Annotated in this window: 22 protein-coding genes and 2 pseudogenes; 12 read left to right on the forward strand and 12 right to left on the reverse strand. The window is 61.3% G+C overall.

Annotated elements, in window-relative coordinates; translation table 11 throughout:
• The first annotated feature begins 303 nt into the window (after positions 1-303).
• Positions 304-648 (forward strand): hypothetical protein, encoded by a 345-nt coding sequence (locus tag ABE473_RS00800; RefSeq protein WP_346488104.1) that lies wholly within the window; start codon positions 304-306, stop codon positions 646-648.
• Positions 649-789: 141 nt separating this feature from the next.
• On the opposite strand, the gene ABE473_RS00805 is transcribed toward ABE473_RS00800, so the two are convergent.
• Genes ABE473_RS00805 through ABE473_RS00815 form a run of 3 tightly spaced genes read right to left on the reverse strand, consistent with a single transcriptional unit; the run spans position 790 to position 3,728 of the window.
• Positions 790-1,791, reverse strand: coding sequence for an NADP-dependent oxidoreductase (locus tag ABE473_RS00805; protein WP_346488105.1), 1,002 nt, complete (start codon positions 1,789-1,791; stop codon positions 790-792).
• Positions 1,788-2,570: an SDR family oxidoreductase gene (locus ABE473_RS00810; RefSeq protein ID WP_346488106.1), complete on the reverse strand. Its 783-nt coding sequence runs from the start codon at positions 2,568-2,570 to the stop codon at positions 1,788-1,790. Before ABE473_RS00810 ends, ABE473_RS00805 begins: the two co-directional genes overlap by 4 nt.
• 60 nt (positions 2,571-2,630) lie before the next feature.
• On the reverse strand, positions 2,631-3,728 hold the full coding sequence (locus tag ABE473_RS00815) for an alkene reductase (protein WP_346488107.1): 1,098 nt from the start codon (positions 3,726-3,728) through the stop codon (positions 2,631-2,633).
• 179 nt (positions 3,729-3,907) lie between these two features.
• Here ABE473_RS00815 and ABE473_RS00820 point away from each other — a divergent pair, with 179 nt between their 5' ends.
• From ABE473_RS00820 to ABE473_RS00845, 6 genes are all read left to right on the forward strand, one after another.
• Complete coding sequence (locus tag ABE473_RS00820) at positions 3,908-4,489, forward strand: TetR family transcriptional regulator (protein ID WP_346488108.1); 582 nt, start codon at positions 3,908-3,910, stop codon at positions 4,487-4,489.
• A gap of 112 nt (positions 4,490-4,601) precedes the next feature.
• Positions 4,602-5,228 carry a TetR/AcrR family transcriptional regulator gene (locus ABE473_RS00825; protein ID WP_346488109.1) on the forward strand — a complete coding sequence of 209 codons (627 nt, stop codon included), beginning with the start codon at positions 4,602-4,604 and terminating at the stop codon, positions 5,226-5,228.
• 65 nt (positions 5,229-5,293) lie between these two features.
• Entirely contained in the window at positions 5,294-6,406 is a 1,113-nt protein-coding gene (locus ABE473_RS00830; RefSeq protein WP_346488110.1) for an efflux RND transporter periplasmic adaptor subunit, read from the forward strand.
• A complete protein-coding gene (locus tag ABE473_RS00835; RefSeq protein WP_346488111.1) occupies positions 6,403-9,468 on the forward strand; it encodes an efflux RND transporter permease subunit in 3,066 nt (1,021 codons plus the stop codon). Before ABE473_RS00830 ends, ABE473_RS00835 begins: the two co-directional genes overlap by 4 nt.
• Before the next feature lie 36 nt (positions 9,469-9,504).
• Complete coding sequence (fabF, locus tag ABE473_RS00840; RefSeq protein ID WP_346488112.1) at positions 9,505-10,782, forward strand: beta-ketoacyl-ACP synthase II; 1,278 nt, start codon at positions 9,505-9,507, stop codon at positions 10,780-10,782.
• A gap of 5 nt (positions 10,783-10,787) precedes the next feature.
• Positions 10,788-11,396: a helix-turn-helix domain-containing protein gene (locus ABE473_RS00845; RefSeq protein WP_346488113.1), complete on the forward strand. Its 609-nt coding sequence runs from the start codon at positions 10,788-10,790 to the stop codon at positions 11,394-11,396.
• Here the strand turns inward: ABE473_RS00845 and ABE473_RS00850 are convergent.
• Positions 11,369-11,929, reverse strand: a complete 561-nt coding sequence (locus ABE473_RS00850; RefSeq protein WP_346488114.1) for an isochorismatase family cysteine hydrolase — start codon at positions 11,927-11,929, stop codon at positions 11,369-11,371. The genes ABE473_RS00845 and ABE473_RS00850 overlap by 28 nt on opposite strands.
• Positions 11,930-12,024: 95 nt before the next feature.
• On the reverse strand, positions 12,025-12,546 hold the full coding sequence (locus ABE473_RS00855) for a DUF892 family protein (protein ID WP_346488115.1): 522 nt from the start codon (positions 12,544-12,546) through the stop codon (positions 12,025-12,027).
• Between the two features lie 195 nt (positions 12,547-12,741).
• On the opposite strand from ABE473_RS00855, the gene ABE473_RS00860 reads away from it, so the two are divergent.
• The 4 genes and pseudogenes from ABE473_RS00860 (at position 12,742) to ABE473_RS00875 (ending at position 15,524) form a co-directional block, all read left to right on the forward strand.
• Entirely contained in the window at positions 12,742-13,551 is an 810-nt protein-coding gene (locus ABE473_RS00860; RefSeq protein WP_346488116.1) for an OBAP family protein, read from the forward strand.
• 81 nt (positions 13,552-13,632) lie between these two features.
• A pseudogene (locus ABE473_RS00865) lies at positions 13,633-13,770 on the forward strand (TetR/AcrR family transcriptional regulator); the annotation flags it as partial.
• Positions 13,771-14,268: 498 nt separating this feature from the next.
• The gene (locus ABE473_RS00870) at positions 14,269-14,748 is read left to right on the forward strand and encodes a hypothetical protein (protein WP_346488117.1); all 480 of its coding nucleotides are present in this window, start codon (positions 14,269-14,271) and stop codon (positions 14,746-14,748) included.
• 149 nt (positions 14,749-14,897) lie between these two features.
• The gene (locus ABE473_RS00875) at positions 14,898-15,524 is read left to right on the forward strand and encodes a hypothetical protein (RefSeq protein WP_346488118.1); all 627 of its coding nucleotides are present in this window, start codon (positions 14,898-14,900) and stop codon (positions 15,522-15,524) included.
• A gap of 268 nt (positions 15,525-15,792) precedes the next feature.
• Here the strand turns inward: ABE473_RS00875 and ABE473_RS00880 are convergent, their stop codons facing one another.
• From ABE473_RS00880 to ABE473_RS00890, 3 genes are all read right to left on the reverse strand, one after another.
• Positions 15,793-16,119, reverse strand: a complete 327-nt coding sequence (locus tag ABE473_RS00880; RefSeq protein WP_346488119.1) for a hypothetical protein — start codon at positions 16,117-16,119, stop codon at positions 15,793-15,795.
• Between the two features lie 647 nt (positions 16,120-16,766).
• Complete coding sequence (locus tag ABE473_RS00885; protein WP_346488120.1) at positions 16,767-17,102, reverse strand: hypothetical protein; 336 nt, start codon at positions 17,100-17,102, stop codon at positions 16,767-16,769.
• 12 nt (positions 17,103-17,114) lie between these two features.
• Complete coding sequence (locus ABE473_RS00890) at positions 17,115-17,993, reverse strand: YaaC family protein (protein ID WP_346488279.1); 879 nt, start codon at positions 17,991-17,993, stop codon at positions 17,115-17,117.
• A gap of 1,036 nt (positions 17,994-19,029) precedes the next feature.
• Here ABE473_RS00890 and ABE473_RS00895 point away from each other — a divergent pair.
• Positions 19,030-19,602: a hypothetical protein gene (locus ABE473_RS00895; RefSeq protein WP_346488121.1), complete on the forward strand. Its 573-nt coding sequence runs from the start codon at positions 19,030-19,032 to the stop codon at positions 19,600-19,602.
• Positions 19,603-20,017: 415 nt separating this feature from the next.
• On the opposite strand, the gene ABE473_RS00900 is transcribed toward ABE473_RS00895, so the two are convergent.
• The 4 genes and pseudogenes from ABE473_RS00900 to ABE473_RS00915 form a co-directional block, all read right to left on the reverse strand.
• Entirely contained in the window at positions 20,018-20,359 is a 342-nt protein-coding gene (locus ABE473_RS00900; protein ID WP_346488122.1) for a hypothetical protein, read from the reverse strand.
• Positions 20,360-21,005: 646 nt separating this feature from the next.
• On the reverse strand, positions 21,006-21,890 hold the full coding sequence (locus ABE473_RS00905; RefSeq protein WP_346488123.1) for a nucleotidyltransferase: 885 nt from the start codon (positions 21,888-21,890) through the stop codon (positions 21,006-21,008).
• A 156-nt stretch (positions 21,891-22,046) separates the two neighbouring features.
• Positions 22,047-23,002, reverse strand: a pseudogene (locus tag ABE473_RS00910) (site-specific integrase).
• 563 nt (positions 23,003-23,565) lie between these two features.
• Positions 23,566-24,156 (reverse strand): hypothetical protein, encoded by a 591-nt coding sequence (locus tag ABE473_RS00915; protein ID WP_346488124.1) that lies wholly within the window; start codon positions 24,154-24,156, stop codon positions 23,566-23,568.
• Between the last annotated feature and the right edge of the window lie 534 nt (positions 24,157-24,690).

Genomic DNA, 24,690 nt, shown 5'->3' on the forward strand with positions numbered 1-24,690 from the left:
GCCAACCAGAGCACATACAGGACATGCCAGACCGTCACGTCCATGGTGGGGTCGAACTTTCGATGTTGAAGGGCCGGCTGCGTCTATAGCTCATAGCGATTCCTCCTGACAGGTCAAGCATCGGTTGGTCCGGAAATTCTAGAAAAGCCGCTCGCACGACGATGTGTTTTCGGCACGAGGGACTTACCCGTTCCGCTTGACGGGCTAGAGATTCCCTCGGTTTGACGGACCCTTGACGCCACGCTGACACGCCGTGCCGTCCGGGGAGCGGATATTCGTCTTCAACCTTGTCAGGAGAAACGTATGAGCGCTTATCCACAATTTACGGCAGCAACGCCGCGGGTAACTCGGATGGAGATGGCTGATCTGTACGTGGGCGATGACACCACCGTGGTCCAGCTGGACGCGCTCCCCTGCGAGGCCTGGATCAAGAACCTCCGAGCGTTGGTGGGTCAGTGCCCAGAGCTCGCCGGAGCAAAGGTGGAGGTGGAGGGCTCGTGGGTCCACTTCATCGGAGTACGGAAGGCTGTTGGCCCTGTTGCGCCCCGCGTATTGGAAGTCATCGCAGCCGCAGGCGAGATGGCCTATGCCCCCCACACCGTTCGGCCGTCAGTGTTTACCTCGGCCGCGGACTTAGCGATCCAGTGACCGTACCCGCAGGGTATCGCCGGGCGAGATCACGAAGGCGCAGCGGGCTCAGATGAGCGAGTCCATGACGCTGGGCTTACCGCTGGTGCCGCCCAACGCGAATGGTGTTCTACACGGGCATTGGTTGCTACAGCATCGGTGCTACAGCATCTCTACCACCACCTTGCCCTTGGCCCTTCCGCTAACGACGTGGGCCATGGCGCTCTGGGTCTCCTGGAACGGGAAGGCCCGGTCGATGACCGGGCGGATGGAACCGGCTTGGACCAGCGAGGTGATCTCGCTCAGCTGACGCCCGTCAGCCCGCATGAACACGAAGGTGTACGTCACTCCCTTCTGCTTGGCCTTCCTGCGGATGCCAAGGCTGAGCAGGCGCATGACCTGCTTGAGCGGCCAGGCCAGCCCGCGCGCAGCGGCAAAGCTGGGCGTGGGCGGTCCCGAGATGGAAATAAGATGGCCACCCGGCTTGAGGATCTGCAGCGATCGCTGCAGTTCCTCCTTGCCCAGGCTGTTGAGCACCACATCGTAGTCCTGCAGTTCCGTAGCGAAATCCTGCTGCCTGTAATCGATGACCACGTCCGCGCCCAAGTCCTTCACCCACGTCACGTTGGGCGTACTGGTTGTCGTGGCAACGAACGCGCCGAGGTGCTTGGCCAGCTGGATGGCCACGGTGCCGACGCCGCCGGAGCCCGCCTGGATGAACACCTTCTGCCCGGGTTTCAGCTGGGCGGTTTCGACGAGTGCCTGCCACGCGGTCAGCGCGACCAGCGGCAGCGAGGCCGCCTCCACCATGGTGAGGTTGCTGGGTTTGAGTGCCACAGACGTGGACTTGACGGCGATGAACTCCGCGAACGCACCGATGCGGTCATCGTCGGGACGTGCGTACACCTCGTCGCCCGGCTTGAACTGGCGAACGCTGGCGCCGACGCGCTCCACCGTACCGGCCAGGTCGTTGCCCAGAATCAGCGGCAGGCGATACGCCAGGATCACCTTGAACTCGCCTCGCCGGATCTTCGTATCCAGCGCGTTGACGCTGGCAGCATGCACCCGGATGAGCACATCGTCATCACGCAGCGACGGCGTCGGCACGTCATCGATGCGCCCTGTTTCGTTCTTGCCATAGCGGTCGATGAGGAAGGCTTTCATGCGCGATAGCGCTCCGCGGCCCGCGCCTGCCGGACGTCCGAGAGCAGGCCCTGGCGCGATGCCTCCAATGTGTCCCAGCGTGCGGCCACATGCAGCGGCGGAATGGTCACGGTCTCGCGACGATCAAAGCCGACCAGGGCGGCATCCACCAGCTCGCCGACATCCATCACCTCCGACAACGTATTGATGTCGATGCCGGCACGCTCCCAGATCTCGGTGCGCGTGGCGGCAGGCAGCACGGCCTGCACATAGACGCCCTTGGGCGACAGTTCCAGGCTGAGCCCCTGCGACAGAAACAGGACGAAGGCTTTGGTCGCACCGTAGACGGTCATGCCGAACTCGGGGGCCAGACCCACCACCGAGCCGATGTTCACAATCGCGCCTTCGCCGGCGTCGGCCAGTCGCGGTGCAACGGCCGCGGCGAGGCGCGTCAGGGCGAGGGTATTCAGTGTCACCAGCTGCTGGATGCTGTCGGCCGACTGCGCGGTGAAGCCGCCGGACTGAGCCATGCCCGCGTTGTTGATCAGGATGCCGATGCGGGCATCGTCGCGCAGGCGGGTTTCCACGTTGGCCAGATCGGTGTGCTGGGTGAGGTCGGCCGGCAGGACGTCGACGGCGACCCCGGTGTCCTGGCGCAGGCGGGCGGCCAGTGTGTCCAGGCGCGCCTTGTCGCGCGCGACCAGTACCAGGTCGTGGCCGCGGCGTGCGAAGCGTTCGGCGTAAACGGTGCCGATGCCGCTGGAGGCGCCGGTGATGAGGACGGTGGGAAGCAGGCTCATGGTGTGTCTCGTGGAAATGGGTGGACGAACGGGGGGCGCAGTGCGCGGCTGTCGAACGGGTTACTGCGGCGTCGTGTCCGTCAATGTGGGGTAGTCGGTGTAACCCTCCGCGCCACCCCCGTACAACGTGGCCGGATTCAATGGGTTCAAGGTTGCGCCGGTCTTCAGGCGTTCCACCAGATCGGGATTGCTGATGAAGGCACGGCCAAACGCAACGAGATCTGCCTTGTTTTCGGCGAGGTGTGCGTTGGCCAGCTCCAGGTCATAGCCGTTGTTGGCCAGATAGGTCCCCTTGAAACGACCGCGCAGCCCGTCGAAGTCGAAGGGCGCCACGTCACGTGGGCCGCCCGTCGCACCTTCGACCACATGCAGGTAGATGATGCCGAGCGCGCTGAGCTGGTCGACGATGTAGTCATACTGCGGCTGCGGGTCGCTGACCGTGGCGATGGCGTTGGCCGGCGAGACCGGCGAGATGCGCACGCCGGTACGATCCGCGCCGATCTCCTCGGCCACGGCGGCGGTGACCTCCAGCAGCAGGCGCGCACGGTTCTCGATGGAGCCGCCGTAGGCATCGGTGCGCTGGTTGGCGCCGTCCTTGATGAACTGTTCGAGCAGGTAGCCGTTGGCACCGTGGATTTCCACGCCGTCAAAACCGGCGGCGATGGCATTGGCGGCAGCCTGGCGGAAGTCGTTGACGATGGCCGGCAGCTCGTCGATCTCCAATGCGCGCGGTTCGGACACATCGACAAAGCCGTTGTGGACGAAGGTCTTGGTCTGCGCGCGAATGGCCGAGGCGGAAACCGGCGCGGCGTTACCCGGCTGGAGATCCACGTGCGAGATGCGGCCCACGTGCCACAACTGCACGAAGATGCGCCCGCCCCGGGCATGCACGGCATCGGTGACCTGACGCCAGCCGTCGATCTGGTCCTGCGAGTAGAGCCCCGGCGTGTCCTGGTAGCCCTGGGCCTGGGCCGAGATCTGGGTGGCCTCGGTGATGATCAGGCCGGCCGAGGCGCGCTGGGCGTAGTAGGTGGCGGCCAATGGACTGGGTACCAGACCGGCGCCGGCGCGGTTGCGCGTCAGCGGCGCCATCACGATGCGGTTGGCCAGCGTTATCGGGCCAAGGGGGTAGGGCTGGAAGAGCGTCGGGGTCTTCATGGGGTGTGGGGTCGTGATCGTTGAGAGGGCTGTTGCGAAGGGGCCGAAGCCCCCTCTGGGACGGCAGGTGGTTCAATGATGATGACCGTAATCTTAGATGTCAATGGTTTGATGATGCATGTAATCTAAATGTGGTAAAGTGACGTACTTCCGCAGCACAGCGTTGCAAGGCATCGGTCATGAAGGTCACCAAGGCACAGGCGCAGGCCAACCGGGCGCACATCGTCGAAACCGCCTCCACGCTGTTCCGGGAGCGGGGATACGATGGCGTTGGCGTGGCAGACCTGATGGGGGCCGCGGGCTTTACCCACGGCGGCTTCTACAAGCACTTCGCCTCCAAGACCGACCTGATGGCTGAAGCGGCCACCTGTGGTTTTGAGGCATCCGCCGAGGCCTTGGCCGAGACCGATCTGCGTGCGTTCCTGACCTGTTACCTGTCCCGTGAACACCGGGATGCGCCAGGGCAAGGCTGCACGATGGCGGCGCTGTGCACGGACGCCGCGCGTCAGCCGGCGTCGGTCAAGGCTGCGTTCGCAACCGGTATCGAAGGGCGGCTGGCAGCGGGAGCAGGTCCCGAGGGCCAGGTGGATGCCACTGCTGCCAAGCGCAGCCGTGCGCGGCGGATCGCCCTGATTGCGCAGGCGGTGGGCGCGGTGGTGTTGTCGCGGTCCTGCCCGGATGATGCGGCGCTGGCCGACGAGATTCTGGATGCCTGTCGTGACGACATACTGGCGCGGTTGCCGGATGCCCCTGTGGCCTGAGACCGGCCTTCGGCGCTGTGCCGTTGCGGTCACCACGGCAACAGGCTGGGGTGAACGCATACCCGATCGGTCACCGTTTGCCCGGTTCACTCCGCGGCGCTACCCTTGGCCCATGTCCATTTCACCCTCCGCAGCGCTCGACGCCGGGCGCGGCCCCGCTGAGCACGATGTGCGCACGCAGATCATCGAGGCGGCCACCGCGCACTTCAGTCACTACGGCTACGACAAGACCACGGTGTCCGACCTGGCCAAGGCCATCGGTTTCTCCAAGGCCTACATCTACAAGTTCTTTGCCTCCAAACAGGCCATCGGGGAGGTCATCTGCGCCAATTGCCTCGGGCAGATCGAAAGCGAGGTGCATGCGGCCTTGAAGGGCGTTCAAGCGCCGCCTGAAAGGCTTCGTGTTCTGTTCACCGTCATCGTGGGGGCCAGTCTTCGCCTGTTCCTCCAGGATCGCCGGCTCTATGAGATTGCGGTGGCAGCCGCGACCGATCACTGGCCCTCGACCCAGGCCTACCAAGGCCGCATCCGGCAGCTTGTCGAAGAGATCCTGGAAGCTGGTCGCGCTTCCGGTGCATTTGAGAACTCAACGCCGCTGGAAGAGACCAGCCGTGCGGTGTACCAGGTGCTGGTGCCATATCTGAACCCGGTGACGCTTCCCCACCTGTCGGCCTGGCATGAGGAGGCGCCCACCGCGCTGCAGGACCTGGTCATTCGGAGTCTTTCCCCGCTACGGTAGTGACTATTGACGTAAATGGTCACTAGGAACAGAATGCGTCCGGATACCCCACTCCGGAAGTCTGTATGCGGCGCCGTTTTGTACTCACAGCCATTTCCTGTGTTGTTCCGTTGTTCCTTGCAGCCTGCGGAACGTCGGATGACATCGACCCCCGGACCGCGCCGCCCATCGTCCGGGTTGCCACCGTGCAACCGGGCGCGGGAAACGCGCGCACATTCACCGGCACCATCGCGGCACGGGTGCAGAGCGATCTGGCATTCCGGGTGGGAGGCAAGCTTACTGAGCGGCTCGTCGAGACGGGTCAGACGGTCAAGCGCGGCGATGTGCTCTACCGGATGGACCCCAACGATCTGAACCTGGCCGCGGCCGCCCAGCAGCAGGCCGTCATCGCGGCGCGTGCGCAGAGCGTGCAGGCCACGGCCGACGAAGCGCGGTATCGCGATCTGGCGGCCCAGGGCGTCGTGTCACGATCATCCTACGACCAGATAAAAGCGGCGGCCGATGCGGCGGCCGCACAGCTCGGAGCGGCCGAATCCCAGGCCCGGGTTGCGCGCAATGCGAGCCAGTACACAGCGCTCGTTGCCGATGCCGACGGGGTGGTCATGACCATCAACGCCGAGCCGGGTCAGGTCGTGGCGGCGGGGCAGGTGGTTGCCCGGCTTGCCCGCGCGGGGAGCCGAGAGGCGGTCGTCCAACTGCCGGAAACGCTTCGTCCCCTGATCGGCTCGGTCGCCTTGGCGTCTTCGTTCGGGGGAAACGGCAGGATTCCCGCGCGGTTGCGCGTGCTCTCTGAATCGGCAGACGCCGCAACCCGGACCTTCGAAGCCCGTTACACGTTGGAAGAGGGCAGCGCCCCACTGCCGCTGGGTTCAAGGGTGGCGGTCGAGCTTGCAGGCTCGGCGCCTGCCGGCGTCCCGGCTGGTTTTGAGGTTCCGCTGGGCGCGTTGTTCGATCCCGGCACCGGAACCGGCGTATGGGTGATCAGCGGTGAGCCGCTCAAAGCCAGCTGGACGCCGGTCGCCGTCAAGCAGCTGGGCGACGATCAGGCCTTGGTCGAGGGCAGGTTGAAGGCCTCGGATCGCGTGGCGGCGCTTGGCGCACACCTGCTGCGGGAAGGGCAGGTGGTTCGTCTGGCTGACACGGCCAAGAGCACCGCTGCAGATGGGGCCCATCAGTGAGTGGGTTCAACCTGTCCGCGCTTGCGGTGCGCGAGCGCGCCATCACGGTCTTTCTGATCTTTCTGATTTCCGTTGCCGGCATCGTGTCGTTCTTCCAGCTCGGCCGCGCAGAGGACCCCGCGTTCACCGTCAAGGTCATGACCATCGTGACGGCCTGGCCAGGTGCCACGCCGACGGAAATGCAGGACCAGGTCGCCGAGAAGCTTGAAAAGCGACTGCAGGAACTGCGCTGGTATGACCGCAGCGAAACCTACACGCGGCCTGGCTTGTCCTTCACCACGCTGACATTGCAGGACGGCACGCCCCCTTCAGCCGTGCAGGAGGAGTTCTACCAGGCGCGCAAGAAGATGGCCGACGAAGCGGCGAACCTGCCGGCAGGCGTGATCGGCCCGATGGTCAACGACGAATACGCGGATGTCACCTTCGCTCTGTTCGCACTGAAAGCGAAGGGTGAGCCGTTCCGGGTGCTTGCACGCGACGCCGAAACCCTGCGTCAGCGCTTGCTGCACGTTCCTGGCGTGAAGAAGGTCAACATCATCGGTGAGCAGCCCGAGCGCATCTATGTGGAGCTTTCGCACGAACGCCTGTCGAACCTGGGCATCACACCACAGCAGGTATTTGGGGCGCTCAACGGACAAAATGCCCTGACGCCCGCAGGCTCGGTCGAGGCCATGGGTCCGCAGATCTTCATCCGCCTGGATGGGGCGCTGGACCAGCTGGAGAAGATCCGCGATACGCCGGTCGTTGCACAGGGCAAGACGCTGAAACTGCGGGACATTGCGACCGTCAAGCGGGGCTATGAGGATCCGTCGACCTTCATGATCCGCAACGGCGGCGAGCCGGCGATGCTGCTTGGCATCGTCATGCGTGACGGCTGGAACGGCCTGGATCTCGGCGCCTCACTCGACGCGGAGGTCAAGAAAATCAATGCGGGCCTCCCGGTAGGGATGGCGCTGGACAAGGTCACCGATCAAGCGGTGAACATCAGTGCGTCGGTCGACGAGTTCATGATGAAGTTCTTCGCCGCGCTGCTGGTGGTGATGCTGGTGTGCTTTGTCAGCATGGGCTGGCGGGTGGGGGTCGTGGTCGCTGCGGCGGTGCCGCTGACGCTGGCTGCCGTGTTCATGGTCATGGCCGCAACCGGCAAGAATTTCGACCGCATCACGTTAGGCTCGCTGATTCTGGCGCTTGGCCTGCTGGTGGACGACGCGATCATCGCCATTGAAATGATGGTGGTGAAAATGGAGGAGGGCTACAGCCGGGTCAAGGCATCGGCATACGCGTGGAGCCATACGGCAGCGCCGATGCTGGCTGGCACCCTGGTGACTGCGGTGGGCTTCATGCCCAATGGCTTTGCCCGGTCCACTGCGGGCGAATACACCAGCAACATGTTCTGGATCGTGGGCATCGCGCTGATCGTGTCGTGGGTGGTCGCGGTGTTCTTTACGCCTTACCTGGGTGTGAAGCTCCTCCCTGAACTCAAGACCGTCGAAGGCGGGCACAGCAGTCTCTACGACACGCCGCGCTACAACCGCTTCCGATCGATCCTGGCGCGCGTGATTGCACGCAAGTGGCTTGCCGCAGGCTCGGTGATCGCACTATTCGTGCTCTCGGTGGTGGGCATGGGGCTGGTGAAAAAGCAGTTCTTCCCCATCTCTGATCGTCCGGAGGTGTTGGTCGAAGTGCAGATGCCCTACGGCACGGCCATCGAACAGACCAGCCTGGCGACCCGGAAGGTCGAGAAGTGGCTCTCGGCGCAGGAGGAAGCGAAGATCGTCACGGCTTACATCGGTCAGGGCGCGCCCCGGTTCTATCTCGCCATCTCGCCGGAACTGCCGGACCCGGCGTTTGCCAAGATCGTGGTGCGCACCGACAGCCAGGAACAGCGCGATGCCTTGAAAGCCAAGCTTCGCCGAGCGGTGGCGGAGGGCTTGGCGCCCGAGGCGCGTGTGCGGGTGACGCAGCTGGTGTTCGGGCCTTACTCGCCCTACCCAGTGGCGTATCGGGTCAGTGGTCCGGATTCGGATGTCGTCCGTGGCATTGCGGCCAAGGTCGAGCAGACCCTGCACGCCAGCCCGATGATGCGCACGGTCAACACCGATTGGGGTGTGCGCACGCCGACGCTGCACTTCATGCTGGATCAAGACCGCCTGCAAGCGATGGGCATGACGTCGGCCTCTGTCTCGCAGCAGTTGCAGTTCTTCCTGAGCGGGGTGCCCGTCACGGCCGTTCGTGAGGACATCCGCAGCGTCGAGGTTGTCGCTCGATCCGGCGGGGACACACGCCTGGATCCTGCCCGGATTGCGGACTTCACCCTGGTTGGTGCGGCTGGCCAGCGCGTGCCGCTGTCCCAGATCGGCACAGTGGAGGTCCGGATGGAAGAGCCGGTGCTGCGCCGTCGTGATCGGGTGCCCACCATCACCGTGCGCGGTGACATCGATGATGCGCTGCAGCCGCCGGACGTATCCGCCGCGATCAGCAGGCAGCTCGAGCCACTCATTGCTTCGCTGCCTGAGGGCTACGCCATTGCGCAGGCAGGTTCCATCGAGGAATCGGGCAAGGCCATGAGCGCCATGCTGCCGCTGTTCCCGATCATGCTGGCGGTGACCCTTCTGATCATCATCCTGCAGGTGCGCTCCATCTCGGCGATGATCATGGTGTTCATGACCAGCCCGTTGGGATTGATCGGCGTGGTGCCAACGCTGCTGCTGTTCCAGCAACCGTTCGGCATCAACGCGCTGGTTGGATTGATCGCGTTGTCGGGAATCCTGATGCGCAACACGCTCATCCTCATTGGTCAGATCCATGAGAACGAACAAGCAGGGATGGAGACCTTCCACGCCATCATCGAGGCGACGGTTCACCGCGCGCGTCCAGTGGTCCTGACCTCCCTGGCAGCGGTGCTTGCCTTCATTCCGCTGACCCATTCGGTGTTCTGGGGAACGCTTGCCTACACGCTGATCGGCGGCACCATCGCCGGCACCGTGATGACGCTGGTCTTCCTCCCGGCGATGTATGCCATCTGGTTCAAGGTCCGAGCGGAGAAGACCCCCGTTGCCTGACATTGGCCCGGACCTCTTTTATATGGGAAGTGATTCATGAGCATTGCTGACAAAGACCGCATCGTGGTGACCGGAATGGGCGTGGTCAGCCCACTCGGCTGCGGGGTTGAAACCGTCTGGTCGCGCCTCTTGGCGGGGCGCTCCGGGATCGGGACGCTGGGTGCCGATCTTGCAGCGGGGACCGGCTGCGAAGTCGGCGGCCGCGTGCCTGACCGCGTTGAAGACCCGGAGGCGGGCTTTGATTCGACCGGCATCATCGCGCCGAAAGATCTCAAGAAGATGGACCGGTTCGTTGAGTTTGCGCTGGTCGCCGCGCATGAAGCGCTGGCGCAGGCGGGTTGGCATGATGCCGATGAGCGCGGGCTGCTGCGAACGGCGACCGTGATTGCCACGGGCATCGGCGGGTTTGGATCGATCGTCAATGCGGTCCACACCACCGAGAGCCGTGGGCCTGGCCGGCTGTCGCCCTTCACTGCGCCGACTTTCCTGGCCAACATGGCGGCAGGGCAGGCATCGATACGCTACGGGTTCAAGGGCCCACAGGGCGCGCCCGTGACGGCGTGCGCAGCAGGTGTCCAGGCCATCGGTGATGCAGCACGACTGATCAGGTCCGGTGAGGCGGATATCGCGTTGTGCGGTGGGGCGGAGGCGGCGATGCACCGGGTCAGCCTGGGCGGCTTCGCGGCGGCCAAGGCGCTCAGCACGTCGTTCAATGACACGCCCCAGGCAGCCTCTCGCCCGTTCGATGAGCAGCGGGACGGATTCGTCATGTCCGAAGGGGCAGGGTTGCTGGTGATCGAGCGCCTGGACCACGCCTTGGCGCGCGGCGCCAAGCCGCTTGCCGAGCTGGTTGGCTACGGCACGACCTCCGATGCCTACCATCTGACAGCCGGCCCCGACGACGGCAGCGGGGCGCGGCGGGCGATGGAGATCGCGCTGGCACAGGCAGGCATTACGCCGGCGCAGGTCGATCACATCAACGCGCATGCCACGTCCACCCAGGTGGGCGACCGGGCAGAACTCGCGGCGATGCGTGCGCTGTTCGGTACCCGCCCCGATCTTCTGATTTCCGCCACCAAGTCCAGCACCGGGCATCTGCTGGGGGCGGCGGGGGGCATCGAGGCCATCTTCACCGTGCTCGCGTTGCGTGATCAGATCGCGCCCGCGACGCTCAACCTGATTCGGCCGGATCCATTGGCGGATGGACTGAAGACCGTAGGCGGCGTGCCGCGGAAGGCGGACATCGCGTTCGCCCTGACCAATGGATTTGGGTTCGGCGGAGTGAATGCCAGCGCGCTGTTCCGGCGCCTGTGAATGCCGTGGCCTCAACCGGCGGCGCAAGCAAAACCACGCTGCGGTGGGAGCGGGCGAGGGCGAGCAGCCGACGGCGCATCCTTGATGCCGCCGCCACCGTGTTTGCGGAGGAGGGCTTTGAGCGTGCGACGATGAAGCGCATCGCAGAGGCCTGTGGTATCACGAAGGTCACCCTCTACGCGCACTTCCGTGACAAGGAGCGTCTTTACAGGACGGTCATGGACGGCCACCTCGCATCGATGCCCTCAGGGACGCTGGATATGCATGGGGTTGCCGATCTTGGCGAGGCGTTGAAGCGTATCGCTGACGGCATCGGCAGATTGGCGGCGGACGCTTCGTGTCAGGCGTTCTGCCGGTCGTTGTCGCGCTCTGGCGCCGCAAGTGACGTCTACAGAGACCAGTGGAATGCGGTGCTGGAACCGTATCTGACGCTTGCAGACGATGTCTTCATGGAGGCTTCCACACGCCCGACCAATGCCGCTGACAGCGAGAATTTCCTGAGGCTGGTGCTCACGGAGCACGGCTTGCCTCAGGGGCCCAGGCGTGTCTCCAGGAGCGATGCAACCGTCGCGCTGTTTCTTCGGGCCTATGCGGGGCCGCCGCGGCGCAGGTAGCTGGCCAGTTTGAGGACGGTGGCTGCCCTGGATGCTTGGAGCAGTCGTAAGGCCGTGGTCTTCCGGGAGCCGATGCCGGCGACCGCTTCCTGTATCACGATCGTTTCATACTCCCTGGCGTTGCCATCGAAACACGTGGCCGTGATACAGGACTCCGCCGTCATTCCGGCAACGACGAGCTCCCTTACGCCAAGTTTGGCAAGCAGCACGGTGAGTGGGGTGGCGAGGAAGGCCGAGTGCTTGGGTTTGAGCACGAAGTAGTCGCCGTGCTCCGGTTGGAGGATTTTCGCGATCGCCGATGACGCGCCTTCCGTGGACAGGCAGAGCTTCACCAACTCCTTGAAATCCATCTGCCAGTTGGCAAAATTGTCATTGGCGTAGATGACCGGATGGCCGCGCTCGCGGAAATGCCGCGCGAGCCTTGCGATGTGCCGAGCTGCTTCCAGAGCACTGGGCTTCACTTGGGCGGCTTCCGGGAAGTCGAACAACGTGAACATATCGATGATCACGAGCGCGGGGTTGGGAATACTCATGGCTCTCCTCCCACCTCAATCGTCCGTCTGGTCGTAAGGCGTCGGCAGCGGCTCGATCATGCAGTGAAGGAGCGGCAGTGCATGCCGCTCCTGGATCAGCTGCCGAATCCGGGGCGGGCCTCAAGCGGCCTTTGCCGCCTGGGCATTCCCACCGACTTGGCCAGGATCGTCAGCTTCTCATCGGTTGCCTTTTCTTCTTCGAGGGTTTCAAGGAGAAGCGGCAGCGCGTCCTTGTAGCCCAGCTGCTTGGCGAGCGCTGCGATCGTGCCGTAGGACGCTATCTCGTAGTGTTCGACCTTCTGGGCGCCGCCGATGAGAGCCGCATCGCGCACCGGTCCCTCTTCGATGCTGTCGATGGCTTCCTTCCCCTCCTCAACCAGCCCTTCCATGGCGGCGCACTTGATGCGCTTGAGACGGATGCCGAGCAATTCGACCACCTGGTCGATGCGCTCGATCTGGCCCTGCGTCTCCTCCAGATGGGTTTCAAAGGCGGCGGCCAGGTCCGGGTTGGCGGCGGCGCGCGCAAGGCGGGGCAGTGCCTTGGTCAGCTGCTTCTCCGCGCTGTAAATGTCCGACAGTTCGTGGATGAACAGGTCTTCAGCGGTCTTGATCGCCATGATGGTCCTCCAGGTTGGTGGCGGGTGGAGCGCTGAAGCTAGGGGCTCTTCCGTTAGGTTCGTGCGCAGAGCTGTGAAGGCCTGCTACACGCCTGCCATGTCTTCTGCGCACGGCATGCATACCTGTTCACGGCCGCCCCACGATCGAAGGGCTAGAACCAGGCTGGGCGAGTGGGACGTTCAGGAGAAGCCGTAATGCATCGAACCGTAGTATGTGCCGCTGTCATCTTCGCCTTGTCTGCGTGCGGGGGAGGGAACACGGCGTCCAGCGTCCAAGCACCTGGGGCTGAAGAAACCGCGAAGACCAAAGCGCTCGAGACCGGGGCCGCCGTGTTGCAGGACCGTCCGCCGGTTGATGCCATCAACGCCTATCTGGACGGGTTCCATTTCTACAGTGGCCAGATGAAAGTCCAGATGGAAGCGCACCATTACTGCTCCATCCTCAACGAGGATGTCATCCAGTGCACGATCTACGACGGCAACGTGAAAGACGCCAAGTTGATGGGGGTGGAGTACATCATCAGCGAGAAGCTCTTCGCGGGCCTTCCCGAGCAGGAGAAGGCGCTATGGCACAGCCACGTTCAGGAGGTGAAATCCGGTCAGCTCATAGCGCCAGGGATCCCCGAGTTGGCCGAGCACGAGCTGATGGAGAAGCTCATCCACACATATGGCAAAACCTGGCACACCTGGCACACAGACCTGGACAAGGACCTGCCCCGAGGCATGCCGCAGCTGATGATGGGCTTCACCGCAGATGGCCAGGCGGATCCGGCGATGGTGGCTGCACGCGACGCACGGTTGGGCGTCAGTAGTGAGGACAAGCGACAACGCCGTGCCGACATCGCCGCGCCGCCCATCGATGCAGGGGCGGATGCGTGGCAGAAGGGGACAGTCATCCAGATCGAGGACCAGACCGGCGGACATGCTCACGTCGGGGACAAAGACGCTGACCCGCCGTCCGGCAGGGACAGGAATGCGACGTCCAAGGGCAGCTCAGGAAGGTGAGGGTGGACGTCGAGACCAAGGTCAGGACGACCGCAGCTGCTGCCTGGTGCCGCTGCCGCTGAGCGCAGCAGTGCGGGGCGGATCGCCCTGATTGCGCATGCGGTGGGCGCGGTGGTGTTGTCGCGGTCCTGCCCGGATGATGCAGCGCTCGCCGACGAGATACTGGACGCCTGTCGGGACGACATACTGGCGCGGTTGCCGGATGCACCTGTGGCCTAACGCCGTGCCCTGCGGGGTGAGAGCTGCAGGAACGAGCTTGAACACGGTCGTATCGTTGGGCGGTACGGATTGCCGCAGATTCTACGATCCGATAGCTGTCCTGAGTTTCTAAGTGAAGTATTCAGCCTGTTGGCCAAACCCAACGGCGTGACCTTGCGATGCGTCCAACCCCGCAAGCCCAACCAGAACGCCTTTCGAGAAGATGTCGGACGTGCTGAAGGAAGGCGATCGGGTGAAGGTCAAGGTGCTGGAAGTTGCCAAGCCGGGCCGTATCGCCCGTCGATCAAGGCCGTGTCGGATGGCGAAGGGCTGACGGCCGAGCAATCGGCCGCCCACCTTCGTTTGTTGTGTCAACGCGGAAAGGCGGCCCTCGGGTCGCCTTTCCGCTTTCCGTCCCTAGGTTTGCCGCGGCACCAATGCAAGTTTGCAACTCGTTGTATGGCGGGTCCTTGGTGCCCTCTTTAGCATCCACTGCCATTATCGATCCGAGGATTGCCCGTGAGACCTCTCCTGCTCCACAGCCTGATCTGTGTCGCCTGTCTTGCACCTGTCGTGGGCGCTTCGCAGAACCTCGTCATCGAGCCCGCTGCCGCGCCAGACGTTGCATCGCCCAGGACCTACGCTAAGCACGGGTTGAAGATGCAGGTGCCCGGGAATTGGACGGTCGTGGAAGACCATCCCAGTGACGGGGAGAACCAGCGGCGTGTGATCATCGAAGCCGACAAGACCCGTTTCGAGGTGTTGAACCTGGAGGTCAAGATCAATCTCGTCCACACGGGCGAGGTCCTCTCGTTGCCGGATTGGGCCGCCCACTCGTACTCACTGGAGGTGGAGGACAGCGAATACTACGGACCGCCCAAGTATTCAGCCTACCAGTTGGCGCCAGGCGTTAAGGTCCATGCCACGCAGTTCCAGTACAACCTTTTCGAAGACGACCAATCGTATGCCCGGCGCTTGCACGTGCTGGCCGTCAAGTAGTGTGGTGAGGAGTGGAACTGCTACGCATCCACTTGGACGGTTGAGGCGAATCGCAGCGCCGCGGAAGCGGGCATGCAGAAGATCATGGAAACCGTCACGTTCGCGGACTGAACGACTCGTGCCCTGCGCACGCCATCTTAGGAACCTGCATGAAGCGTTTTCCGAATCTCCTGCTGCTTGCAATCGCGCTGGCGGTAGACGCGGCCGCCGCGGCGACTCCGGCTCCCAGCTTCGCATCTTGTTTCGTCCTGCAGCCGGGTGTGGAGCTATCGACATCCGCATCCCACACGCGCATCGAGTCAGCACGCTACGACAACAGTGACGTGATTGCGGTGTCCGTGACCCTGTCGGACGAGCATGGGGGTGGCACGGTGGTGCAGTACCACGACCCTGGCACCTACCGGCCCATTGCGCTCGAATCCACTGGCATGCATGGGCTAGGGATCCCGGCCGGGGAGGTCCGGATTCCAGATGCGGAGCCCTACCCCGACGAAGTGGCCCGCGGCACCAAGGTCCAGTCCACTGGCATGCCCCTCGAACAACGCCTGCTGCCGTTCGATGCGACGATCACGTTCGTCGGTTTCGCGACCATCGAACTGCCCCTTGCCGCTGGGCCACGCACCTTCGAACATACGTGCCATCTGCAGGTGTCGGTAGACGACGCGCGCGTGGACTATTGGTACGCCAGTGGGCTCGGTGTCATCCGCGCCGATTTTGCGACGGGCGATGGTCCCGTGCAGAGCAACCCCGTCACCTCGATCAGCGAAGGCATCTAGTTCTTCACACGGGGAAATACGGAGACGCGGTCCCGCACCATGCACCGGACAGGTACCGCGGCGGCGCGGTGCCTGCCAATGTACAGCGGCGTGCCGCGATCACCGGTGGGAAGGCCCTTCTGCGCATCGATCTAGCGCTCTACGAAGAGGCGGATACGACTGCAACGATCTTGATGCCGTCTGATCAATCAAGTGCCGGCACATCGATGCGAGGAACTCCGCCACCTCGGCATTCCGGGTCAAAGGGTATAGGTCATCGATTCCAGCATCAGGCGAATCCCTGCCTCAGCCGCATTTCATCCACGCGCACTTCCAGTTCCAGCTGCCCAGGCCGCTCCAGGTCCGCCTCGAAACGCGCGTAGCGGTTGTTGGTTTCGTCGTCTAAGCCGCCCCAGCTCCCAGACCAGTTTCGCGGCAACTCCAGCCTCAGCTCATCGATCGTGTATTTCTTGGGTGAAGTGACGTTGGGCGCCGGCGCAGGCGCCGGGGTGCCACTGCAGGCCACGGCAGCCGTTGGCGGGATCGGCGACCCGGCCAGCAGCCCCAAGATCTGGAAGACTTGCCTGTACGTTGGTTTCGCTGTGTTGGGAGTCATTGGCACGGTTTCCGCCTGATTTGTTCTGCGGCTTTTTCATGGGCAATAGCAATGACGGCATATCGATTTCGGAACAAGCTCTTCTCGCCATCAGTCAGCGCGTTAACGCAATCGGGCTGGATACCCACTATGCAGGCGAGGAGGCGTTCATCACTGGATCCCAGAACTCGTTCAAGCCAGAGCCGCTTCGTGGGCCAGCTCAATTCCGAAGATGCGAACGGCCGCTTGTAGCCGAGAGAGAGGATAGGCGCTTGACGCAGGTGATTAGGGATGTTTATCTGGGGTAGGGTCGTGGGCATGGTGCTGGAACTAATGTCCGCCTTCGGCCCGTTGCTGTCGGCGGACAGATCCAGTTGTGGTGCCTGAAAATGGTCGTAAAGCCTCTAGCATCGATAAGAGGCAAAAACCTATCCTGCGTGCAATGAAATCTTCATTAAGAACGTTCTAAGGCTTAGGTCGATAGGCTTGAACGTCATCTGTACGCATCGATAGCTGCACCGATCTTTGCCAGAGCGTCGGCATCATTTCCGTACGACAGTACTTTAGCGATCGTCGGCAAGCCCAGAGCCATAAGTGAGACATAGCCCTCTCCGAGTTGAAGGCTATGAAGGTCTTGATCCGGAGTTCGGTAATCGACAGGTTGGGCTTTATGCCCCGTCCAGCTTAAAGGCGACGACGATTGGGGTGTTTCGGGCACAAGCGATTTGCAGTTCAATGCCGAGACCTGTCGACGGAAAGCTCGCTTCAGCAATGACTAAGTCCGCCCACTCGACCATTTCCTTGTCCCAAGCGTAGCAGAGTCTCGCTCGATCAGAAAATGGTTTATGCCCAAGTTGAGGATCGCTGTCGCGAAGGGCGTACTTGACTTCGGTGCCATGCCTGTCTGTCAAATGCGCCGCCAGCTTCTGCAAGAGGATCACATATGCAGTAAACTCGCAGCGAGGTACGTGCGTCAATCCGCATGCCAGATAAATTTTAATCATGATAGATACACTTCAGTTTGAGGGTCGCACGTTGGGAATCATGAACTGTTGACCTGTAAGCTCTGCTGCCAGTTCGTCAAGAAATTGAGCCGGCGACATTCGGATAAACTCCGTCAATAGCCAGTTCTTTTGGCCATTTAGAAAGGAGGCCAGTTCGATAGGGCGATATCGACAAATTTCGCTGAGCCGATGCATCGCAAGTAGCGTCAGCGTGAGTGGCGAACGCTGCAGTCTAGGTGGGCCATGAACAACGCACTTCGCATACCAAAGCGTCTGCGAGCCGGCAAGGTAATTGATGTCCGGCCGAAGTCCGCTCAAAAGTCCTGCGATGGCGGCTTTATCCGTTGCCGAATCGGCATCTCTCTTGCTGACTATCACCGCCGCAACAGACCTGATCGTTCTTTCATCCTTCACTGTTGGATCGGCTATGAGCGAAGGTGGAAGGTGACGCATGTTGGCCCGTCCAATGAAGTCCTTCGACAAGAGTGCCGAAAAGTAGGCAGCGCCCGTTGCTGCATCAAACTTAATCTCGCAGTCCGTAAGCGGAATGAAAAGATCGCGCTGATTTGCATAGCTTAGGCAAAAGGTCCGATGGATGCACGGCAAATTAAAGAAAATCTCCTCCAGGCTGTGAGTGGACGACGTCTCCAACTCACCCAGGTACTGCGACAATGCGGGCGCAATACCTCTCTGCATGATTCTTACCCCCTCATTTGAAAGGGCAATCTTGCTAGACGCCCCCCTCATGTTGTGCGCGCGAACACCATGGTGCTCATCGAAAGCAACACCTTTGGCGGAGAGCAATGCCTTCGTGGCGTTCATGAAAGTGTAGTAGAGCAATAGCGGGGCGGACTCGAGATGCCGAAAAGAACGACTGTGCTTGCTCCCAATAGAACAACGCGTTAGATTTCTTGGCGCGACGGAGCCAGAGGGAGACGTACTCCCAGTGGCTGTCGGTCAAGACAGTGCGGGCGCCAAGATTGGGACTGACCGTGGCCTTGTGAGGCTTCACGTCTCGGCCATTTATGCGCAATGTTTTCATCTATACCTCTGCGTCATTGTAAGTAGATGACTCTCTCTTTCCTCAAGGCCAAGTGGGCGAAGGCGGGTCAGGCACCCTCCATTCGTCCGGCAGGTATAGCCGGGAGGGATCTCGCAGGTCGCTTTGGCAATCAGAGATTCTTCGTATCGAGACAGAGCTTGCTCGAAGGTTTTCAATCGTGGACGACAGCGCCTGGCTGGGAACGGACGTCTGAGTAGGATAGCGGATTAGGGGGGGGTATCGGGGGTAGGGCAGATGTGCTTTCTTGGCTAAAGTCGGTCATCTGGTAGTACGCTATCCGACGGTCCATGTATCGGAGAATGGAGCAGGGATGATAGTCCCAGGGGTCAACGAACTTGGGAGCTCAGGCATCGAGTCCTTTCAGGAGTACTTTGCCCGCTGGCCACAGGAGCTAGGTAATTTTCCTCGTGACGTTGTCGAGAACTGGGTCTATCGCCACTGGCAAGATTTTGATCGACATTGGCTAGATCGTGACCTATTGCGCTTTGAGTTCAAGCTAGTTGAGCTAACCAACTCGGAGGTCATGGGAATTGGTCATATCAAGGACTGGATGCAGACCTTGGACTACTGGGGCGACGAGCTGTTTAGAAGTGCGAGCCGAAGAGCGAGTTGGCTCGCCAGGTCAATGCTTGACCGTGGGACATCACCTGCGCCCATCATCGTGGCACCCCAAGCATCAGGCATGTATCACCCTATGGGTGCGCCAATGCACGATACTCAGCTGATCGAGGGCCACTTGCGACTTGCATACCTGCGCGGAATGATTCGTCACAATCATCCCTCACTAAGGGAAAGGCATGATGTGTGGTCGGTAGGTTTGCCTCGCAATTCGTTTAAGGTGCCCGGATCGCAAGCGAGAGGACCATGAGAGAGTTATACATTCCCAGAGAACTTGGTGTGCGGTTCTACTTCAGCGGAGAGTTGCCGAAGTCCGCCTCCTCAGAGGTCGGATTCGAGCAAAGTCTCGCGACGATTGAAAAGAACCGCTCGGAGCTGATTACTGCAACCGTGATGCTCGAGGACCGAATGGTTGAGGCAGTTAGCAATCTTCTCTTTCGTGCGCACGATTCAGGCGATCTCGAGCGAGAGTTCTTCAATAGAGAGATCATGGGGACCTCAGATTTCTCCTTTGCCTTCAAACGCCGGGTTTTCACCAGGCTTCTTGAGCAGACCAAGGCGCTAGATGCTGCAAAAATCCAGGTGGTCAAGGCAGCACTCAGCAATGTTATGGCTTGGCGCAATGCATTCGCCCACGGAAAGGTTCTGCATGAGCTCAATGCAGGTTTTCTCCTGCAGTACTACAGTGGTGGTCATCAAGAGCAAGTGCTCGACGATGCATTCTTTGAAAAGGTCGAAGCGACAGTGCGCCATTGCCTTTACACGTGTAATGACGTCATCCAGCGATCGCGCTTAGACCCTGGAGATGTGTGCACATAGCACTCGGCCCGGAGGGGCGCCTAGCGGCCCAAGAACTAGCGCTGGCCGGCCTTCCTTTGTTTGACTGGCCATCTCCTACGGCAATTGCGTCTCGCGTGCGCTCTTGGCCGAATACTGAGCAATCGTATCCGCCACTTGAGGGGCAGTTCGGGAAGTTCGTTCTGGCCTAAGCGCTCCAATCGCCTCGTTAGTTGCGAAATAGTGTCGGCAAGCCGAATGCACTGCCCGCACTTCGTCAAAGTCCGTGGGGCGGGCGTAGGCCGCTACGTGTTCGGCATGTTTGTGGGTCGCATGCTGCCGTACAAGGTGCAGCCATGATGATCACTGACGGGCGTCGACGCGAGCAGGGCTTGCAAGCCCTGCCGCCCTTGGGCGAGCCAGGGCCCGTGGACGCGGCCCGCATGGAGCGGGTGAGTCAACGCCTTTCTTCGATCTGTTCGGAAATAACACGTCGGATGTTATTCTCGGTAATCTCTAAAATCTCAACTCGATTGATGAGTACTCGCTCAACACTGCGCGACCTCAGCTTATCGTAGAGCCATGCGGAGAAGAGCCCGACGTCGATATCTACAGCGAGCTGCAAGATGTACTGGCTGATCTCGGGAATGCCTATAGCTTTGCGAACTAGCGTGCCCTTGAAATGAAGCTGTGCGCCTCCGGGTACGTCGATGACCATTCCTCTCTGCATCGAGTTTGAATCCGAGATGAGGGAAGGCAGTTGACGGTCGAACGACTCGATATCAACGGAAATGATCATGATTTAGCCCTTGCGTCGAAGTGGGCTTTCGCATCCACAAATCGCGAGAACACTTCGTCGGCTCGCTCCGTGAATTCCATGTGCCCCACAGTCTTGCGGTCTGTCCAATAGTCAGCTTCTAGAGCGCATGGCATGTATTTTCTAGCGCCGTGAGTGGCTATTACCGCCGCCCCGACATGTCTTTCGCTACGGACTCCGCGCAATGACACGCTAGGCGTATTCGCATAAGCGACTGCAATTTCAAAGCGCGACGCACATGTGCTGGGCTTGATTGAGTGAGCCAACAGGCAAGACTCGGATTCGGAGGTGAGCAGGTGAATCTCCAGCTTCGACGCGGTTTGCGTCACCGCGGCAAAAGCCGATATGGGTGGGATGCCTTGGTTTGTCTCAGGGTTCACCCAACTTGACTGAATAGTAACTTTCCAAGTCCCCCGGATGTCGGGACGATCGAACAACACTCCCTGGAGGAATCTAAGCTTCCACAACCAGTGTTCCATCGCGTACGCGACTAAGACCAGTGCCGATACAACGGTCGTGAACGGCGCTGCGTGCTCCCATGTTAGCTTCGTTCCCTGAAGAAAAAGAACTCCCGCCCATGCAGCTGCGGCTATGAGCAATGCTGCAGTGATCTGCGGTCGAGTGAACATCATGCAATCCCAATTCGCGTGCGTGCACGATCAATGAATGCCTTGAACTGCTGCCGCTTCGTTTCATTGCCTTTAAGCAAGTATTTGAGCTCGCTTACCTCACCCCATTCGCCACAAGCGCCCATGCTTGAGAGCTGAGTCGACAGATAGTTCAGCGCGGCAGTAACGTCTTGGAATAGCGTGTCGTGCATGAAAAGCGCATCTGGCACATTCCAGATAAGACACTCAACATTAAACCCCTTAAGTGGCTTTGCTTCGGGAACACCTTCGTCGTCCATGACGTTCCTCAACTTTTTTACGATTCGGGCGATCTTGCGATAGGCCCGACGAGTAATGTTATTCTTATCGTTTCCGTTTGCGTAGTGCTGATCTGGCCAGTTGATGATCTTTACGCCCTTGTCGCTGTAAAGCTGGGTACCGCTGAAGTACGTTCCGGCGTGCTGATACCTACGGTGCTCAAAGACAGGAACAACGTCCGCATCGACGCGATAGGTGTTCTCGTGCACGTCGAACGCCTTGTCTCCACGTGTTACGTGCAAGGGGCCAAAATAGTCTACAAGGGCGTCGCCAATGTCTTTCTTGAATTGAGCGTAAGTGTAGGTGCCGGGTAAATTCCCAAATGTCTCGCGTGTAGTCCCTTCAGGGTAGTCGGGGAAGAATGTCCCGCCCGTATAGACAACTGCGATATCCACATCACTATCCTGACGAACGTTTACGCGATTCCGATAGGAGCCTTGTACGAATGCGCGGGTTACTGTCGCCAACGCTGGCCATGCGGCGAGCGCCTTTTTGATGGCCGTAATAGAGTGTTCAATCTTGTCGGTTTCAGTCTTGCTAGGTGACTGAGCCCACCGGCCAAAGCACGCTTCCCATTCTGCGCTCACGATCAACCCCCTTTAATTATTCTCCCGTGACCACTGTGGGGGGCGCGGCTTTCCAGTTCAAGGCCGAAATTGGTTGGAAGCGATTTCAGGCCCCACGCAGCGGTATCAGCCGGACTGGTCTCAGCCTATGCGACAGCCGCGTTTCAACGACGACAGTCAAGTCTCCAGCAAGCGAGCAGCTGGGTTGCCTGTGGCCCCGCCCGCCTGGAAATACCCCACCACACTCGATACAGACCGGTGCTCGGTCAGTTGCATGATCGCCGGGAGCGACACGCCTTGGCGGCTGGCTTCGGTAACGAATCCCGAGCGCAGACTGTGTCCACCGAAATCACCTTCCAGCCCGTCCAGGTTCGCTCGTCGCCGAACGATCTCCCCCACAGCGGCTGGAGACAGGGCGGGACCCAAGCGCCGCTTCCACAACCGCCGGAAGATCGCCCCTTCGCTGATGCCGGTCGCCCTCAGCCAATCCTGCAAGGCGAGGGCGGCCCGATCGAGCACCGGCTTGTCCGGTGTCGAGGTGGCGGTAACACCGGCTTGCTGGGTCTTGCTGCGTTCCAACCGGTATATATAGCCCTGGTCTCCGATGCGGGGTAGGTCGCACAGGTTGGCGGCAGCGATCTCGCTGCGCCGGCGGGCGCCACTGGCAAAGCAAAAGCAGAGCGCGGTCACGTATCCCCTCTAAGCTGTCATCGCAGGTGGCCAGCATCGCCTCAAGTTCGGGCAGGGTGATCGCATTCTTCTTTCGAGGGCGTTCGCCGCGCTTGACTGCAGCCCGCGCCGCGCGGCTCGCAGGGATTGGCGACTTGCTTGAGCCGGTGCGCCGTGGACAGAACGGCAACGCGATGGCGCACGGCGGCCAAGGTCCAAGGGCCGAGCTTAGCCCTTCAGGCCAGCGACCACGAGCGCCTTGTCGGCGCCTGACGCAGCTCCCACGCCAGCTCGCCATCGGCCGAGCGGCGCTGGATATGGTCGACCACGAACTGCAGCACGGTGGCTTCGGCAACCGGCAAGGTCAGTTCGACCCCATAACGTGCGGCATGCCAGCCGGCGCAGTAGCGCAGGGCACTAGTGTAGCTGCGGGTGGTGTTCTCGGCGGCCGCTTCAGCCAGCAGTTCGCGGACAGCGTCGGCGGCTTGGAGGGCTAGCTATTCCGGCAGCACCAGCCTGGTGGCCGTCGCGGCCAGTGCGGGAATCGTAGAGCTATCGTACATAATATACATTATGCGAAATGGTTGATGGGACGTCTTTCGTGGGTTTGGCTGTGGATCAAGTCTTGCCTCCCTTCCCGGGAACCCAGCAAGGACGAGATCGCAGCATGACCACGATGGACCCGCGCGACCGCATCGAGAGGCCACATGTTCACCTCAGAGGGCCACAGCTTTGAACCCTGCGACATGGCCTGGTGGTCGCCGACCTGCAACATCGCCCGGGAATGGCGGCTGATGATGGAGGAAGCCCGTCCGCGGCCGACGCGATCGGCAGCATCTGGGAAGCGCTGCCCCCCCAATGGATTCCAGCGTCGTATACCTGCGAGAGTACGTCAGGATTCGCAGAGAACGGCGGTTGGGCATGGGTGATCCCGGTACCGGCGCCGAACCTTCAAATGTGGTCCATATGTCGCGTGGGCCACGACGCCCCAAGCGCGGGTGAGACGTTGACCGTAGGGGCTATGCCCCTACACCCTGTCACGATTCCAGCAGGACTGCGAAGCCGTGAGCATCGTGTCCAGCCTGCGGAAACTCTCGATTGCGGCATCGTGAGAACGTCGAATCATATCTACGTACTCCACCATTGCTCCGAGACGAGCCCTCATTTCTTCGTCGTTTGGTTGGGTTGGCGCGCGCTTATAAGCGAGTTCAGCAGCGTCATAGCCATCAACCAGATCATTGTTGAATCGGTATGTATCGACAAGTGACTTCGTGTACATGTAGCACGCAACAATCGCAGACCTCAGCTCGGCATCAGGGATATGGCCGATTAAGTGGGAGTTCTCGCGATAGATTGTGAAATAGTCCTGGGCGATTGGATAGTTGACGCGCAGCGGCTGGCCTTCGGCTAACTGGTGCACCTTCACAGGCATTGTTGCGTCGTAAAGCTGATAGAGCGTGCGGATCTCCACATGAATTGCTTGAAGTACCGCCTTAACTCTCGCTCGATCTTCTTCCGCTGCTTTCTTCTTCTGTGACCAAAGAGTGATGTAAGTAGCTGCCAGTGAGGCAGCACCACCAATGATCGCGCCTAGAAGTCCCTCGCCTAGAATGTCCATCCGCAGCCCGGGTAAGTCGATTTGCCGCGAGTGTACACCCGTCCCCTACCCCATGATGGCTAGGTGGTGACGGGTCACGGCTAGCCGCCGTAGCGGTTCTGCACCGATTCGGGGAGCGTGCCGATAGGACGCTCTCCAACGCTGATTATCGCGTCGCCACCCGTCGGAATGGCCGGGATTGGGCCAGCTGCAGGTTGCGCGGGTGCGGAGCCGGGCAAGACCGCCCCGGTTTGCGTATCGCGCTGTTGCTTGTAAGGGTTGTAGATAGGACCGTGGCGCACGAGGGTGCGGCACTCGGGCTGCGAGAGGTCGTGTAGCGGGTGCCCTGCTCTGTCATGCACGTACACAGCGCCGCGACACGAGCGTTATCCGCGCTTGCATCGATCCACCGGCGCACTTCGTGCTGGCCGTCGCGATCGAGGTGCCCGATTTCGCGGAGAGCCGCGAACAAATCCACCGATGCGCAGAAAGGCGAAGACGACCCGCGCGAGCGCGGCCGTGTTCGGGACGACGGCGAAGAGGCTGATAGCAGGA

The organism is Stenotrophomonas sp. TWI700 (genome assembly GCF_039673645.1).
In the GTDB taxonomy this organism is placed as follows: Bacteria; Pseudomonadota; Gammaproteobacteria; order Xanthomonadales; family Xanthomonadaceae; genus Stenotrophomonas; species Stenotrophomonas maltophilia_AA.

Bases quoted from the DNA above. Each gene is read 5' to 3' on its own strand.
- ABE473_RS00880 (WP_346488119.1), bottom strand. From the start codon at position 16,119: ATGACTCCCAACACAGCGAAACCAACGTACAGGCAAGTCTTCCAGATC.
- ABE473_RS00830 (WP_346488110.1), top strand. From the start codon at position 5,294: ATGCGGCGCCGTTTTGTACTCACAGCCATTTCCTGTGTTGTTCCGTTG.
- ABE473_RS00810 (WP_346488106.1), bottom strand. From the start codon at position 2,570: ATGAGCCTGCTTCCCACCGTCCTCATCACCGGCGCCTCCAGCGGCATC.
- ABE473_RS00860 (WP_346488116.1), top strand. From the start codon at position 12,742: ATGCATCGAACCGTAGTATGTGCCGCTGTCATCTTCGCCTTGTCTGCG.
- ABE473_RS00895 (WP_346488121.1), top strand. From the start codon at position 19,030: ATGAGAGAGTTATACATTCCCAGAGAACTTGGTGTGCGGTTCTACTTC.
- ABE473_RS00900 (WP_346488122.1), bottom strand. From the start codon at position 20,359: ATGATCATTTCCGTTGATATCGAGTCGTTCGACCGTCAACTGCCTTCC.
- ABE473_RS00855 (WP_346488115.1), bottom strand. From the start codon at position 12,546: ATGGCGATCAAGACCGCTGAAGACCTGTTCATCCACGAACTGTCGGAC.
- ABE473_RS00885 (WP_346488120.1), bottom strand. From the start codon at position 17,102: ATGATTAAAATTTATCTGGCATGCGGATTGACGCACGTACCTCGCTGC.
- ABE473_RS00815 (WP_346488107.1), bottom strand. From the start codon at position 3,728: ATGAAGACCCCGACGCTCTTCCAGCCCTACCCCCTTGGCCCGATAACG.
- fabF (WP_346488112.1), top strand. From the start codon at position 9,505: ATGAGCATTGCTGACAAAGACCGCATCGTGGTGACCGGAATGGGCGTG.
- ABE473_RS00875 (WP_346488118.1), top strand. From the start codon at position 14,898: ATGAAGCGTTTTCCGAATCTCCTGCTGCTTGCAATCGCGCTGGCGGTA.
- ABE473_RS00825 (WP_346488109.1), top strand. From the start codon at position 4,602: ATGTCCATTTCACCCTCCGCAGCGCTCGACGCCGGGCGCGGCCCCGCT.
- ABE473_RS00800 (WP_346488104.1), top strand. From the start codon at position 304: ATGAGCGCTTATCCACAATTTACGGCAGCAACGCCGCGGGTAACTCGG.
- ABE473_RS00850 (WP_346488114.1), bottom strand. From the start codon at position 11,929: ATGAGTATTCCCAACCCCGCGCTCGTGATCATCGATATGTTCACGTTG.
- ABE473_RS00805 (WP_346488105.1), bottom strand. From the start codon at position 1,791: ATGAAAGCCTTCCTCATCGACCGCTATGGCAAGAACGAAACAGGGCGC.
- ABE473_RS00820 (WP_346488108.1), top strand. From the start codon at position 3,908: ATGAAGGTCACCAAGGCACAGGCGCAGGCCAACCGGGCGCACATCGTC.
- ABE473_RS00915 (WP_346488124.1), bottom strand. From the start codon at position 24,156: ATGGACATTCTAGGCGAGGGACTTCTAGGCGCGATCATTGGTGGTGCT.